This is a genomic window from Acetobacterium wieringae (assembly GCF_026646375.1).
Lineage (GTDB): Bacteria > Bacillota > Clostridia > Eubacteriales > Eubacteriaceae > Acetobacterium > Acetobacterium wieringae_A.
In genome coordinates this window covers 1-15,684 of record NZ_JAIPPU010000014.1, presented here as the reverse complement: position 1 = coordinate 15,684, position 15,684 = coordinate 1, and the positions used below count along the sequence as shown (strand labels likewise).

Annotated in this window: 15 protein-coding genes and 1 riboswitch; of the genes, 12 read left to right on the top strand and 3 right to left on the bottom strand. The window is 43.3% G+C overall.

Annotated elements, in window-relative coordinates; genetic code table 11:
- Positions 1–58 precede the first annotated feature (58 nt).
- Positions 59–1,405 carry an MFS transporter gene (locus Q7P33_RS12835; RefSeq protein ID WP_303870875.1) on the top strand — a complete coding sequence of 449 codons (1,347 nt, stop codon included), beginning with the start codon at positions 59–61 and terminating at the stop codon, positions 1,403–1,405.
- Between the two features lie 100 nt (positions 1,406–1,505).
- On the opposite strand, the gene Q7P33_RS12830 is transcribed toward Q7P33_RS12835, so the two are convergent.
- From Q7P33_RS12830 to Q7P33_RS12820, 3 genes are read right to left on the bottom strand one after another with little or no spacing between them, the layout of a single operon-like run.
- Entirely contained in the window at positions 1,506–1,997 is a 492-nt protein-coding gene (locus Q7P33_RS12830) for a flavodoxin domain-containing protein (RefSeq protein ID WP_303870873.1), read from the bottom strand.
- 21 nt (positions 1,998–2,018) lie between these two features.
- Positions 2,019–2,405 carry an FMN-binding protein gene (locus Q7P33_RS12825; protein ID WP_303870871.1) on the bottom strand — a complete coding sequence of 129 codons (387 nt, stop codon included), beginning with the start codon at positions 2,403–2,405 and terminating at the stop codon, positions 2,019–2,021.
- A 14-nt stretch (positions 2,406–2,419) separates the two neighbouring features.
- Entirely contained in the window at positions 2,420–2,884 is a 465-nt protein-coding gene (locus Q7P33_RS12820) for a MarR family winged helix-turn-helix transcriptional regulator (protein WP_369693308.1), read from the bottom strand.
- A 211-nt stretch (positions 2,885–3,095) separates the two neighbouring features.
- Here Q7P33_RS12820 and Q7P33_RS12815 point away from each other — a divergent pair, with 211 nt between their 5' ends.
- From Q7P33_RS12815 to Q7P33_RS12765, 11 genes are all read left to right on the top strand, one after another.
- Positions 3,096–4,424 (top strand): HAD hydrolase family protein, encoded by a 1,329-nt coding sequence (locus tag Q7P33_RS12815; RefSeq protein WP_303870869.1) that lies wholly within the window; start codon positions 3,096–3,098, stop codon positions 4,422–4,424.
- A 64-nt stretch (positions 4,425–4,488) separates the two neighbouring features.
- A riboswitch (cobalamin riboswitch) is annotated at positions 4,489–4,638 on the top strand.
- A gap of 124 nt (positions 4,639–4,762) precedes the next feature.
- Positions 4,763–7,123 carry an anaerobic ribonucleoside triphosphate reductase gene (locus Q7P33_RS12810; protein ID WP_303870867.1) on the top strand — a complete coding sequence of 787 codons (2,361 nt, stop codon included), beginning with the start codon at positions 4,763–4,765 and terminating at the stop codon, positions 7,121–7,123.
- Positions 7,120–7,626 carry an anaerobic ribonucleoside-triphosphate reductase activating protein gene (nrdG, locus tag Q7P33_RS12805; protein WP_303870866.1) on the top strand — a complete coding sequence of 169 codons (507 nt, stop codon included), beginning with the start codon at positions 7,120–7,122 and terminating at the stop codon, positions 7,624–7,626. Before Q7P33_RS12810 ends, nrdG begins: the two co-directional genes overlap by 4 nt.
- A gap of 373 nt (positions 7,627–7,999) precedes the next feature.
- On the top strand, positions 8,000–8,752 hold the full coding sequence (locus Q7P33_RS12800; RefSeq protein WP_303870864.1) for a YveK family protein: 753 nt from the start codon (positions 8,000–8,002) through the stop codon (positions 8,750–8,752).
- A 22-nt stretch (positions 8,753–8,774) separates the two neighbouring features.
- A complete protein-coding gene (locus Q7P33_RS12795) occupies positions 8,775–9,569 on the top strand; it encodes a CpsD/CapB family tyrosine-protein kinase (RefSeq protein ID WP_303870862.1) in 795 nt (264 codons plus the stop codon).
- A 10-nt stretch (positions 9,570–9,579) separates the two neighbouring features.
- Positions 9,580–10,278 (top strand): CpsB/CapC family capsule biosynthesis tyrosine phosphatase, encoded by a 699-nt coding sequence (locus Q7P33_RS12790; RefSeq protein ID WP_303870860.1) that lies wholly within the window; start codon positions 9,580–9,582, stop codon positions 10,276–10,278.
- The gene (locus Q7P33_RS12785) at positions 10,268–10,990 is read left to right on the top strand and encodes an LPXTG cell wall anchor domain-containing protein (RefSeq protein ID WP_303870858.1); all 723 of its coding nucleotides are present in this window, start codon (positions 10,268–10,270) and stop codon (positions 10,988–10,990) included. Before Q7P33_RS12790 ends, Q7P33_RS12785 begins: the two co-directional genes overlap by 11 nt.
- 13 nt (positions 10,991–11,003) lie before the next feature.
- Entirely contained in the window at positions 11,004–12,035 is a 1,032-nt protein-coding gene (locus tag Q7P33_RS12780; protein ID WP_303870857.1) for an LCP family protein, read from the top strand.
- A gap of 95 nt (positions 12,036–12,130) precedes the next feature.
- Entirely contained in the window at positions 12,131–13,546 is a 1,416-nt protein-coding gene (locus Q7P33_RS12775) for a sugar transferase (protein WP_303870856.1), read from the top strand.
- A gap of 372 nt (positions 13,547–13,918) precedes the next feature.
- Entirely contained in the window at positions 13,919–14,710 is a 792-nt protein-coding gene (locus tag Q7P33_RS12770; protein WP_303870855.1) for a WecB/TagA/CpsF family glycosyltransferase, read from the top strand.
- Positions 14,711–14,724: 14 nt separating this feature from the next.
- Complete coding sequence (locus Q7P33_RS12765; protein WP_369693307.1) at positions 14,725–15,675, top strand: nucleotide sugar dehydrogenase; 951 nt, start codon at positions 14,725–14,727, stop codon at positions 15,673–15,675.
- Positions 15,676–15,684: the final 9 nt, after the last annotated feature.

The window sequence follows — 15,684 nt, the reverse complement described above, 5'->3', positions numbered from 1 at the left end:
CAAAAACCAATAGTTGTGCTATAATAATCACAATGTAAGTATGATGAGGAGGGTAACAATGTTAAATATTGCGTCACGGATTGATCAGCTGCCGATGACCCCGATGTTAAAGAAGGTCTTGCTTTTAACCGGAATCGGCTGGATGTTTGATGCGATGGATCAGGGGATGGTTTCCGGTGTGATGGCAGCCATCGGCAAAGAATGGGCTTTGGATCCCAGTCAGCTGGGGTTGTTGGGCAGCATCGGAATGCTGGGGATGGCCTTGGGTGCCGGATTGTCCGGGATGGCCGCTGATAAGTGGGGTCGCCGAGCGGTGATTATGTGGACCCTGATTATTTATGGTGTCTCCAGTGCGCTGTCTGGTTTTGCCGTGAACTTTACGATGCTGTTGGTGTTACGGTTTTGTACCGGTTTTGGACTGGGTGGGGAGTTGCCAGCGGCATCAACTCTGGTCAGTGAGTTTTCGCCGACCCGGATGCGGGGTCGTAATGTTATTATTCTAGAGAGCTTCTGGGCCTGGGGATGGCTGATTGCGGCTTTTGTAGCGTATTTGTTTATTCCCGTTTATGGTTGGCGGATGGCCTTTTTTGTGGGTGGCGTACCAGCCCTGTTTGCGGCTTTCTTTCGGATGGCTGTGCCGGAATCGCCCCGGTATCTGGAATCAGTTGGTAAAACCAGCGAAGCGGAAGCATTGCTGGTAACCATGGAAAAGCAGGCCAATATCACCTGTCCGATCAAAGCAGCTGAATCAACCACTGAGAAACTAACCCAGATCAAGGCATCGTTTCTGGATTTATGGGGCAAAGAATACATCCGTTCGACAATTGTGTTATGGGTGATCTGGTTTGGAATCAATTTTGGCTACTATGGCTTTGTATTATGGACACCATCGCTATTGGTAGCCAAGGGTTTTACCCTGACCAAGAGTTTTGAGTTTACCCTGATTATGTGTCTGGCCCAGCTGCCGGGTTACTTCAGTGCCGCTTATCTGATCGAAAAGGTCGGGCGAAAAAAAGTATTGGCTATTTATTTTGCCGGAACGGCTCTGGCGGCCTGGCTGTTTGGCCATGCTGGCAGTGTGGAGCAGATTCTGATTTATGGTTCAATGCTCTATTTCTTCAGTCTGGGCGCCTGGGGTTGTGTTTACGCCTATACACCGGAAGTCTACCCTACCTTTTTTAGGGCCACTGGTTCCGGTTGGGCAGCAGCCTTTGGCCGGATTGGTGCTTTTTCGGCCCCCTTTATTGTGCCGGTGATCTATAATTATTATGGCACCGAAGTGGGCTATACCAATGTGTTTATTACGCTGATGCTGGTGTTTGCAGTGGTGGCCATTGTGGTAGCGGTGTTTGGGAAGGAAACGATGGGGAAAAGCCTGGAAGAGATCAATAGGCCCGGGATGTAGTTATAAATGATTTATAATTCAAGATAAAAAAGGACTGCCTGTGATCGTTTATTCGGTCACAGGCAGTTTTAAATGCAGATTTTCTTTGAAAAATAAACCATTAAGAAAGGTTATTAATAATCGTGGCCATATTTAAAATATTTTCCGGCAATGGTTTCATTGGCGGCGTATTATTTTTGTCAGACGATTTTTCGACCATATTTGAAACGAATTTATGAAAAAAATTCATTTTGTCGGGCCGCATTTCGCCGCCGAAATTCTCAATCGAAACAGCTTGATTCAAAAGATTCTCAGGGAAGGCGGTTTTAAAATAGTCGTCAGAATGCTCGGCTGATCCACAGGAAATAAAAAAGCCAATCTTTTTATTCTTTAATGCTTCCAGATTTTTGAGACAGTAGTTTTTAATCGGCTTCTGTATTTGGCCCATATAGATGGAACCGCCAATTAAAATCGTATCATAGTCATCAAGGGTGGGGATATTCTCTTTAGTGATGTTGACGATCTGAACGTCACCATTTACATTCTTCTTTAGCATTTGCACACAATCTTTTGTAAACCCATAGGTGCTGGCATAAAGTATCAGGGTTTTCATCAATTTATTCCTTTCTTTTGCTTAATTTGATAATGCGTTTTCAATGGATTTGAGATACGCCTTACTGGTAACCGTGGCGCCGGTGACGGTGTCGACGGTGGTGTTCTGTTTTTCGATGACACTGCTTATAATGGTGTTGGTCACATCAGGCGTTTCCAGACTGACGGTTTTGACCACTGCAATGTTTGAAATCTGGTGATCGGCCACGCTAACGGCGACCTCATTGCTCCAGCGTCCAGCCTTATAGACACCGGTATAGGTGCCGTTTTCAATTCCCTTTAGATCGACGGGGTTAATCGCCAGATTTTCTCCGGATTCCAGGCCGTTGGTGATGTAAAAAACGCCACCAGCCCCAACCAGTACCAACACCCCCAGAATACTGAGAATAATAATTATTGCTTTTTTCATCTGTTTTCCTCCTGTTATTTTGATTCCTGGTCCATTTTTTCCAGGTTGGCCAGTAATTTTTCAAAGGCTGACCGGGTCATCGCCAGTTCTTCGTCAGATATGCCTTCAAATAATTTTTCGGTAAAGATTTCTGATTTCTGCTGACTTGCCTGGCCAAACGAATCAACCGCATCGGTTAGTCTGATCCGGGTGATCCGGGCATCATGAGTATCTTTTTCCATCACAATGAAACCCTTTTGTGCTAACTTGAGTGCCACCTGTTTGACATTCTGATGGGAACTGCCCATGCTTTTTGCTACTTCCTTTATGGTTGGATCGTGATCAAAAACATTCTGTACCACAATGGTCAATAACCATTGCTTCGTTGTCAAATTGTATTCTTTCAGCTCCCGTTCCAATAGGGTATCCATCTGGTTGGCAGCGACTTGGACGCCGCCAAAGATGAATTTTTGATCGGGCATTGAATCCATATTGTCCAAAATATAACCTCCACTTATCAATTAAGGTAATATATTACCTTAATTGATAATACATTACCTTTTTTTGCCTGTCAATACTTTTAGGCAAAATAAATCTGTTTCTGAAAAAAGTTAAGGGGTATCTGTATTTGAAAGGGTTTGCAGAAATTTAAGCGGCAGAAAATTTCAAATTTATGTTATTATAGATAGGCATTAGAAAGAGGAGAAGGTCATGCCAAAAGTAGGAATGCGAATTTTTAAAACATTTATAGCGGTTTATCTCTGCTTCTTAATCTATTTATTAAGAGGCGAGCAAGGATCCCCCTTCTATTCGGCGATTGCGGCGATTTTATGCATGCAGCCCTATGTTTCCAATAGCTTCAAGGTGGCCATGAATCGAACCCTGGGAACATTTATCGGTGGGGCGATGGGGTTGGGGCTGCTTATTTTTGAGCGGAGCTTTATCCCGGTGGATATGCCGATGCTGCAATATCTGATTGTATCCTTGTGCATTATTCCGCTGATTTATTTTACGGTGACCATCAAAAAACCAACGGCATCGTATATTACCTGTGTGGTTTTTTTAAGCATTACAGTGACCCATGGGGCCGATGTGAATCCGCTGATCTTTACCATTGACCGGATCGTGGACACCCTCATCGGAATCTTTGTTTCATTGGGAGTCAATGCTTTTCACTTGCCCCGGCGCAAAAATCGAAAAACGCTCTTTGTCACCAATCTGGATGGTTCGTTGTTGAATTCTCACGGTGAAATCAGCAGTTACTCCAGAATAAAACTAAACACCATGATCCGCCAGGGCGCTTTGATTACCATTGCCACGACCAGAAGTGCAGAAACCCTGCTGCCCTTGTTGGAAGGCGTAGAAATGAAGGTTCCCATTATCATGATGAACGGGGCGGTTTGGTATGATCTGCAAAAACGAAGTTATTCAAACTGCAAGAAGATGAATCCGGAAGTGGCCAAGCAACTAATTGATGTTTTTGAAAAACGGGAAATGAATTGTTTTACCCACACCATCATCAATGATGTCCTCCATGTTTATTACACCAGGCTTATTAATCCGGTGGAGGAAAAAATTTATCATTCCAAAAAGCGATTACCGGAACAGAGCTATGTGTGCGGCGAGGTGCCAAATGATCAAAGCGTCTTATCAATTATGGCAGTGGATCAGAAGGCGACGATAGTCCAGGTTAAAGCGGCCATTATAAAGCTGGAAATTGCGTCGGCGGTTAATGTTGAGTGCTATCCGGATGATCAACATCCGGGCTATTACTTTATCGAAATAACCAGCCGGGAAGCCTCGGTGAAAAATGCCATCATGGATATGAAAGCCCGATATGCGACCGATAAAGTGATTGCATTTGGCAATGACATCAGGAATGCAGCGATGCTGGAAGCCGCTGATTTTGCTTATGTGGTTGAAAATGCATCCATTGAACTAAAAGAAATGGACTGGCTGCAGATTGGCGCAAATGACGATGACGCAGTGGTCAAGACCATCAGTCGCCATTTTTACGCCAAACCGGGGATCTTTAAATAATGATGACCGTTTGCAGGGTACAACCGGTTTGACACCACATCTTGTATGTGGTAAAATTAAAACAACCAAATATGAAGATGACGGTGCTGTGCCAACCGGTGCAGCACGGGGGAAGCCGGTGCAAATCCGGCACGGTCCCGCCGCTGTAAGGGGGAGATTTTTTTAATAAGATCAAACCTAAGTCAGATTACCCGCTGTTATTTGTCACACCAGACTCTACGCGTGATAGAGGGTGTTTGAGCCAAGCAATCTTAGGCCTCTTGACCCACGCCGTCGAGGGGTTTTTCAATGCCCCAAATACAAAAAAGATACGTAGGAAAGTAGGAAAACAAAGTAGGATGATTACGAAGATCAAAAAAAGAGACGGACGGGAAGCCCCTTTTAATATTGAAAAAATTGCCAATGCCATTTTTAAGGCCGCCAGTGAAATCGGCGGTCAGAATTATCAGACTGCCATGGAGCTATCTGAAAAAGTGGCCATCTATATCGAACAGGAGATGAATACCAAAACCCCGACGGTAGAAGAAATTCAGGATGCGGTGGAGAAAATTCTGATCGAAACCGGACATGCTAAAACCGCCAAGAAATATATTCTCTACCGGGCCGAGCGAACCCGAATCCGGGAAATGGATACCCGGTTGATGAAAATATATGAGGATCTGACTTTTAAAGAAGCCAAAGACAACGATGTCAAACGGGAAAATGCCAACATTGATGGAGATACCGCCATGGGTACGATGCTAAAGTATGGATCAGAGGGAGCCAAACAGTTTTATGAAATGTTTGTCCTGAATCCGGAGCATTCAACCGCGCATAAAGCCGGTGAAATCCACATTCACGATATGGATTTTTTAACTTTGACTACCACCTGCTGTCAGATTGATTTGGAACGATTATTTAAAGATGGGTTTTCGACTGGTCACGGACATCTTAGGGAGCCCAACGATATTCAGAGTTATTCGGCGTTGGCCTGCATTGCGATTCAGTCTAACCAGAATGATCAGCATGGTGGACAAAGCATTCCCAATTTTGATTATGCCATGGTACCCGGGGTGAAAAAAACCTTTATCCGGCTCTATCGGGAGAATTTGGCCAAGGGACTGAGCTTATTAACCGATACCAAAAATGCGTTGGCGAAGGTTAACGCCATCAGTGAAGATGTCGAAAAGAAGCTGGGGTTAAAGCCCGAGTTGAATCAACCGAAGAATTATTTGGAAGCCGAAGCCCGAAGTTTGGCGTTATGGATAGCGGATGCCAACAGCATCAGCCGAGCTCAGAATTTTGCCATGGAAAATGCCGAACGGGAAATTGATCGCAGTGTTTATCAATCCATGGAGGCCTTTGTTCACAATCTCAACACCATGCACAGTCGGGCTGGGGCTCAGATCCCATTTAGTTCTATAAACTACGGGATGGATACCTCAATTGAGGGACGTCTGGTCATAAAAAACCTGCTATTGGCGACGGAGGCAGGATTGGGAAATGGCGAAACCCCGATTTTCCCAATCCATATTTTCAAGGTGAAGGAAGGGGTTAATTATAATCCCTGGGATCCCAATTATGATTTGTTTAAATTGGCCTGTCGGGTTAGTGCCAAGCGCCTGTTTCCGAATTTTTCCTTTCTGGATGCACCCTATAACCTGAAATATTATCAGGCTGGCCAGCCGGAAACTGAAATTGCCTATATGGGCTGTCGTACCCGGGTGATCGGTAATGTCCATGATCCCAGTCGGGAAATCACCTATGGCCGGGGAAACTTAAGCTTTACCACCATCAATCTGCCCCGGATTGCCCTAAACAGCAAGGGGAACCCGGACGTGTTTTTTGCCGAGTTGGATCAGAAAATTGATCTGGTGATTGAGCAGCTGCTGGAACGATTTGAAATTCAGGCCCACAAAAAAGTTAAGAATTTTCCCTTTTTAATGGGCCAGGGCGTTTGGATTGATTCAGCGGATCTGACCGAAGAGATGGAAATCCGGGAAGTGTTAAAACACGGCACCCTGAGCATGGGCTTTATCGGCCTGGCGGAATGCTTGACCGTTCTTACCGGCAAACACCATGGTGAAGCGGCTGAAGTACAGGAGCTGGGACTAAAAATTATTGGCCACATGCGCAAGCGGATGGATGAAACCAGCCAGGCGTATGGCATGAACTTTACCCTGCTGGGCACTCCGGCCGAAGGGACTGCCGGACGCTTTGTCAAGCTGGACAAACAGGTCTTTGGTGAAATCCCCGGGGTAACAGATCGGGAGTATTATACCAATTCGTTTCATATTCCGGTTTACTACCCCACCAGCGCCTATGAAAAAATTACCCTGGAAGCGCCCTATCATGAGTTGACCAACGCCGGACACATCACCTATGTGGAAATGGACGGTGATCCCCTTGATAATCTGGAAGCCTTTGAGAAGGTGGTTCGGGCGATGAAGGAAGCTGGCATCGGCTATGGTTCGATCAATCATCCGGTGGATCGCGACCCGGTTTGCGGCTATACCGGCATCATCGGCGATGTGTGCCCGAATTGTGGACGAAGTGAAGGCGCTGTTCCCTTCGAGCGGATTCGTCGGATTACCGGTTATCTGGTTGGCACCCTGGATCGTTTTAATGATGCAAAAAAAGCGGAAGTAAGGGATCGGATCAATCATTTCAATGCGACCGGTCAAATGGCTGGTGGGGAACGGTTGGAGCAATTGCAGTGACCTCCCAAATACGAATCGCCGGGGTGGTTAAGGAATCGATTGTGGATGGACCGGGCATTCGCTTTGTGGTGTTTGCCCAGGGCTGTCACCATCATTGTGAGGGCTGTCACAACCCGGCCACCCATGATTTAAGCGGCGGTCACCTGGTTTCGATCGACACCATTATCGCCGAAATGAAAAAGAACCCCCTGTTGGACGGCATTACCTTAAGCGGTGGCGAACCCTTTTTGCAGCCCGAGGGCTTTAGCGAGCTGGCCAAATGCGCCCAGGCAGCCGGTTTTCATGTGATAACCTATACCGGTTATACCTTTGAAACACTGCTGGCAAAAAAGGATCAGCGGTGGCTACGACTGCTTAGGTATACTGATCTGCTCGTGGATGGAAGATTTGAAGAGGAACAAAAAAGTTTGCTGCTAAAATTCCGGGGTTCAAAGAATCAGCGGATTATTGATGTAAACCAGTCACAGTTAAAAAATAAACTGATATTGAGTAAAATGAATTAATGAAGATGTGAAAAAAGCACCGATCACTGAGGATCGGTGCTTTTTTTATCCATAAATGTTTATTATTATCCAGAGACTTTTATTTTTGTCCAGGATGTCAGTATTGTCCCGGCGGGTCATTTCTGAGTGCGATTAAGTCGCTAATGATGAAAATTAGACATTTATTGAAAAAATTACATTATGCTAAAAAATATTGACATATGAAAAAGAGTCGCAAAAAACAACGCAAAATAAATTCAAAAAAAGCCTAAAAATCCTGTCACACAGATTGCCACACGTTGTCATGGGAAAGTAAACGTGATAGAATGAAGAGAAATGAAAAAGTCAAGGGATTTATATTAAACAGTATACTATTTAATTTAGGGGAGAATAGATGGCAAATACGACACAACAATTTGAAGATGATTTAGAAATAGATTTACTCCGGCTGGTCAAAGCACTCTGGCGGAAGGCGTGGTTAATTATTCTCGTTGCTGTTTTTTGTGGCAGTCTGGTACTTGGCTATACCTATTTTTATGTTGATCCGCTTTATGAGTCCAAGGCACAAATGTATGTCAATAACAGTTCATTGTCTTTTGATTCCACGGCATTGAATATTACCAGCGGCGATATTACGGCGGCTAAAAGTCTGGTAGCGACTTATATTGTCATCCTTAAGTCTCGGCAGGTGCTTGAAGAGATCATCAGAAAAGGCCAGCTCGATCTGACCTATGAGGAACTGGTTGGGATGATCACAGCTGCGCCAGTCAGCTCAACCGAGGTGTTCGAAGTGGTGGTAACCGACACCGACCCCTACCGGGCCGAAAAGATCGCCAACATCATTGCCGGTATTCTGCCTGAAAAAATCAGCAATATTGTTGAAGGCAGCTCGGTGAAGATTGTTGACTATGCCGTTGTTCCGGCGGCGAAAAGCGGTCCCAGCCTGCGTAACAATGCGCTAATCGGAGCCTTGATCGGTTTTGTGTTAGCATCAGGGCTGATTATCTTCAGGGAACTGAGTGATACCGTCATCCGGGATGATAATTATCTGATTACAAACTATGGTGATATTCCACTGCTGGCCATCGTACCGGATTTGGATAGCACGACAAGTAAAAAAGATTATTATTATAGCAACTACAAGTAAATTCATCGAGAGGAGGAGGACAATGTGGTGGAAAAAGAAAAAGACTTCCGGTAAAGGGAATGAATTTGATCTGATCAGCGAGCAAAAGAAAATTGGCAACAATCTGAATTTTCAGGCATCTGAAGCCTATAAATTGCTAAGAACCAATTTGGAATTTTCATTTGCCGACGAAAAAAAGTGCAGAGTGATTGGCATTACCAGTGCCATCAGTGCTGAAGGAAAAAGCCTGACTGCCATCAATGTTGCATATGCCATTGCCACTAACGAAAAAAAGGTGCTGCTGATTGAATCTGATTTTCGAAAACCAACAATCGCTGCCAAACTCGGTATGAAACAAAATGTTGGATTAACCGACCTGCTGGTTGATCCCCATGTATCACTAAGTGATATGCTGGCAAAGGTAACGCTATCCGAGAACAGTCAGTTTGACCTGGCACAGGCGGGTAGAGTTCCGCCCAATCCGGCTGAATTACTGGATTCGAATAAAATGAAAGGTTTTCTGGAAAGTTGTGCTGAAATTTATGATTACATTTTGATTGATTTGCCTCCGGTCACAATCGTAGCGGATGCGGTGATTGCTTCTAAATATATCGATGGTATGGTGGTGGTGGTGCGACAGGATCGCAGTGATCAAAAAGCGCTAACTGAAACAATCCGGCAGTTGAAGTTTTCAAACACAAAAATCCTGGGATTTGTATTTAATGGATACAATCAGGAAAAGTCCGGCTATTATAAGAAATATGCGCATTATGGTTATAAACGTTCTAAGGGTTATTACAAAGCAGAGTATGAAAACAGCAATGCTCCGCTGATATAGGGGTGATCGGATGATAGATTTTCATTCGCATGTTTTACCGGGGATGGATGACGGCAGCAGGAGTGTTGCAGAATCGATAAAAATGATGGAAGCGTCGCTTGATCAGGGGGTTGAAATGATTGTCGCTACACCGCACTTTTTTCCCTGGCAGGAAAAACCGGATGATTTTTTAGCAAGAAGAGACAGTGCCATCAACACGTTGCCACAATTTTCTTCAATAATCCGGGCTGGGGCAGAAGTTGCATATTATGATGGAATCGATTACTCGGAAGAGATCGAGAGACTAAAAATTGACGATACGGATTTCATCTTGATCGAAATGCCGATGACAATTTGGAGCAGGCGGATGCTTGAGGCGCTGCATACCATTGAAAAAAGAACCCGGCTCAAAGTTGTGTTAGCTCATTTGGAACGATATGTTCCGTTTCTAAAAAAAAGTGATCACCTAGACTATGTTTGTGAAAACTTTCTTATCCAGGTCAATGCAGATTATTTTTGTAACCGCTGGACCCAGCGAAAAGCACTGAAACTGGTGAAAGAGGGCGCAGTTGATTTTGTCGGTTCGGATTGTCACAATATGACCTCCCGTCCGCCGAATATGGGGGAGGCCTATCAAACAATGGAAAAAAAATTAGGCATCAAAAGCGTGTGTGCTTTTAAAGATAAACAGAAAAAATTTTTAGAAGGAGGACAGATTTATGAAAGGTAAAATGAATTGGAACCTGGTAATGCTGATGTCGGCAGTACTCATAATGTTGACAGCGGGGCAGGTATTTGCAGCTGTCACCCCGAGTGTTGCCCAAAAAGAAGGCCCGGAGGTAGTGGGGACAGCGACCTATATTGATGCCGATGGTAATGTAACGGTTATCGATACAGCACAGATTACGATCACGCCTGATGCTAAAACGGGAACATTGACCCCGGAACAAAAAGCGGTTTATGACGAAGCGAAAGCACTACTGATGGATCCCAAATCAGAGTTTGCAGATGAATTGGCCGCGTTCATGACTGAAAATTACCCGGGGATTCCGGCCGAGAACATTGTGGTGAGAGAAATCTTTGAAATCGACTATTCTCAGGAATTATCATTTGGCAATGGACAAAAACTGGAATTAACCTTAAGCGGTAATTATAAGCAAGGTGACCCGGTGATTGTGACTATTTTTAACAAGGACACCGGGAAATGGGATTTCATCGAGACCAGCGATGTTAAAATCAATGCTGATGGAACAATCACAGTTGAATTCCCGCATTTATGTCCAGCGGCCATTCTTGTTTATGACCAGGGAGCTGAAACAGCATCAGCAGGTCCTGCTGAAGAAGGCGGTAGCAATACTTTAACACTACTGCTTGTTGGTTTGGGTGTTTTGATTATTGCAGCAGTGGTATTCTTGATCTTTAAGAAGAAAAAAACCGCATAACTAATCGAATCCGATGAAAACAAAGAATAGAGGTCGCAGTAATATTGGTAATCGTGCTACTGTTATGTTAATTTTTGGCACGGTCATAATTGTTGCGGCCTGCTTAATAGTGACATTATTTGGACAAGATTTAAAAAAAGTATTTGGAAAAGAAGAAATTGCCAATGCCGGGAAAACCCTGACGAATTACGAAGAGACAAAAGCCATTTATATCAACGGACAGAAGTATCTGCCTGACCCGGATGTGTATACCTTTCTACTTGGTGGGGTGGATAAATTCGGTGAGGTCACCGAAAGTGATTCCTACTTGAATAACGAGCAGATCGACTTTCTGGCCCTGATTGCCTATGATAAGAACAAAAATTCCTGTCGTATTCTGATGATCAATCGGGATATGATGATGGATGTTCCGGTGCTGGGGTTAGGCGGCAAAAGTGCCGGAACCGCATATCAACAGATCGCCCTGTCCCATACCTATGGGTCGGGTCTGAAGGACAGTGCCGAAAACACCGTCAACGCTGTTGAAAACCTGCTGGGAGGGATTACGGTGGATAACTACGCAATCATGAAAATGGATGCAATTCCGATTTTAAATGATATGGTGGGGGGGGTCAATGTAACGTTGACTGAAGATCTGCCTCAGATTGATCCGAGCTTTTTAGCGGCTTCCACCGTCACACTAAAAGGTGATCTGGCCCTGCAGTTTGTACGCCGACGTATGGATATCTCCGACGGGACGAACCTGTCACGAATTCGCAGACAGGAACAGTATATCAACGGGTTCTATAACAAATTAAGGGCAAACGTTGTTGGCGATGGCAATTTTATAATCAAGGCCTTTGGCGCAGTGGAAAATTACATGACAACCGATTGTGATTATGCCCAGTTAAATGAGTTTCAAAACTATATTAAAACCTATCCGGAAGCCAGCATCTATACCATTGCCGGTGAAGCCCGGCTAGGCCGCGAGTTTATCGAGTATTATCCGGATCAGGATAAGCTGGCCCAATTAACGGTGGAGCTTTTTTATAAGCCAGCCGAATAGACATCGGTTTAAGAAAAACAGGCAGATGATCCGGATGGGTTGCCAGAAATTAGACGTTGTTTAGGTTTCATGGTTTTTGGAAATGAGGGAACCAGATGTATAAAGTCTACAAAGATAATTTTTTAAAATATTATAGGTTTGCAATCGGCGACTTCTTCTGTCTGTATATTCCTTTCGTGTTGCCGTTTGCCAGTGGCACGATGACCAAGAACAACTATGGCACTTACTTGCAGCTTGCTCTGATGATTGGTGTGTGTTTTTATTTTTATATTCTTTTAAATGATGCCTACAAAAACATTTACTGCCGGAGCTGTTTGCAGGAAATGAAGGCGGTGTTGTTTATGATCAGCAGTATTTATGGCTGGGTAATCTTATTTACCTTTGTTTTAAAAACAACGGCGATGTATTCCCGGTTGAATCTGGCCTTGATGTATCTGTTGACACTCACGTTGAGTTGCCTGATGCGGTGCGTTTTTCGGTCTATCGGAAAAAAGCGGTCGAAAGATAGAGAGTATGCCAGAAAAGGTGTGATCTTTACCTTCAGTGATCGGCTGGATGAACTGGAAAACATTGTAACAACGGTTCAAGAAAATGATTGTAAGGTTTACAGTTTTAACTGGGTGGTGCTGCTGGATAACCCCCATGTAATCGAATGTAGAATTCCGAGATTGTCTTCAAAAGAAGCGGCGTTTAAATATATCCAAAAAAATGTGGTTGATGACGTGCTGATCTTTGCCAATCATTACAACGAGTTAATTTATGAAATTGAGGAAACCTGTATTTCGATGGGGGTAGTGGTTCATTATGTATTGGGTGAACGCAAGACAAAATATCCCAAAAAGGAGATTATTGAAGAGTTTGGGCCGTATAAGATTGTTACCAGTGGCATCAATGTAATTAGTGCCCAACAATTGTTTGTAAAGCGTTTAATTGATATTTGCGGTAGCTTGGTAGGGCTTTTGATTATGGGGATCTGTTTTCTCTTTGTCGCCCCGATGATTTATATTCAAAGCCCAGGGCCGATTTTTTACGCTCAAACCCGGGTGGGGGCCAATGGACGGCCGTTTAAAATTTATAAGTTCCGGTCGATGTACCCCGATGCCGAAAAGCGCAAAGCGGAGCTGATGGCCCAGAACAAAATGGACGGGCTGATGTTTAAGATGGATAATGACCCCCGGATCATTAAGGGGATTGGGCAGTTTATCCGTTCTACCAGCATTGATGAATTGCCGCAGATGTGGAATGTGCTAAAAGGTAATATGTCGCTGGTGGGCACCCGGCCGCCAACGATTGACGAATTTAAAGCCTATAATTTTCACCATAAGTCCAGACTGGCGATGAAACCTGGCATTACCGGCCTATGGCAGATAAGTGGACGCAGTGAAGTGACAAATTTTGAAGATGTCGTGGCCCTTGACAATCAATATATAAGTAATTGGCGGATGATGTCGGATGTTAAGATACTGTTTAAGACGGTGATGGTGGTGATTGGGAGAAGTGGAGCGGTTTGATGCTGGAGAAATGAATTTGACAAATGAAGAAGATTTTATTGTCACAAAAGGTTAAGATGATGGCATGGTTGAAGAGCATCGTGTCGATAAAAAGAAGAGTCAATAGATTTGTAGGTGTGAAAAAAATCCGCTATGTTAGTAAATGTATAGTGGTTTTTTTGAAAACGAATTGTATGGAGCTAGGTTTTGCCAGATTAGACTCTAACCTTCATAACCATAGTTCTTTGATTTTGCGTTCATCTTTATGTACATTGTAAATTGATCGCTTTGAATGTAAGATGACGAGAGACAATAGGAGCCACTACAATACAGCATGAGGCTGGCGACAAATGCGAAAATATAATTCGCATTAGACTAAGAGGAGATGAAGTTATGAGTGAAGTAGGTTTAGAGCATATGAAAGATCATATGCGATACAAAATTATGAACACATATGTTAATGCTATTTCTATGGAGGAGACTATCCGCAGGGTTGAGGATATCATCGCACAGGGTAAGCCAACACAACATGTAGTTATTAATGCTTCCAAGGTAAATTTAATTGAAAATGATCCTGAACTGAGAAGAATTGTTAATTCTTGTCCCCTAATTAATGCGGATGGAACTTCAATTGTGTGGGCTGCTAAGAGGGTAGGTATTCCACTTACAGAACGAGTAACGGGCTGTGATCTCTTTCAGAAGTTAGTAGCTGTTGCGGCAGAAAAAGGGTATAAAATTTATCTTTTTGGTGCCAAAGAAGAAGTTGTTAGCAAGGTTAAAGCAATATTTGAGAAAGAGTATTCAGGTATTCAAATCGTTGGATACAGAAACGGCTATTTTACTGAGGTGGATGAGCCTGAAATCGTTAAGAATATGGCTGATTCTTGCGCAGATATGTTGTTTGTTGCATTCTCTTCTCCTAAAAAAGAGTACTGGATAAATAAATACATTGACAAATTAAACATTCCATTCGTTATGGGAGTTGGTGGTAGTTTTGATATCGTTGCTGGTGTTACAGGTCGAGCACCTGAATGGATGCAGGCGTTTGGTCTGGAATGGTTCTATCGCTTCATTCAAGAACCGCGTAGAATGTGGAAACGCTACATTATTGGAAACGCAAAATTCGTTGGCTTGACATATAAGTATAAATTCATCAATAAGCGAAACAAACAGCAAGAAATCTAAGGAGGACCTTGGAAATGGTAAATGTCATTGGATTAGGCTATATTGGATTACCTACCGCTTTGATGATGGCTTCTCATGGCGTAGAAGTTATAGGAACTGATTATAATAAGGATCTTGTAGCGACTCTTATGGAAGGAAAGACTACTTTTAAAGAAGATGGATTGGATGAACTTTTCAAGAATGCAGTAAAAGCTGGTGTTAAATTTACTACAGAGTATCCAGTTGCTGATACTTATATCATATCTGTTCCTACTCCATACGATAAGTTTAGCAAGAAAGTTGATGCCTGCTATGTTGTTGCAACTGTTAAAGAAATATTGAAAGTATGTCCTAATGGAGCTACAATTGTCGTTGAATCTACAGTATCGCCTAGAACTATAGATAAGAATGTACGTCCTGCAATTGAAGATGAAGGTTATAAGATTGGAAAAGACATTAACCTTGTCCACGCACCAGAGCGTATTATCCCTGGTAACATGGTTTATGAATTAATTCATAACAACCGCACTGTTGGTGCTGATAATAGGGCTATTGGTGAAAGTATTAAAGACCTGTATTCTTCCTTCTGCAAGGGTGAAATTGTTGTTACTGACATTAAGACGGCTGAAATGTCAAAGGTTGTTGAAAATACATTCCGTGCAGTTAATATTGCATTTGCTAATGAGTTAGCTAAAATTTGCCGTCATGAAAATATGAATGTTTACGAGATTATCAGAATTTGCAACATGCATCCTCGTGTAAATATTCTTCAGCCTGGACCTGGTGTCGGTGGACATTGCATTTCTGTCGATCCTTGGTTTCTTGTAGGTGATTATCCTACTTTAGCAAAAGTCATTGATGAGTCCATGAAGACAAATGATAATATGCCTGATTTTGTTCTGAACCGTATTTACGAAATTATGAAAGAAAAGGGACTTAATTGGAGTGTTATCATAAAAGTGCAGTCCCAAATTGCAAGGAAATGAGGTAAAATA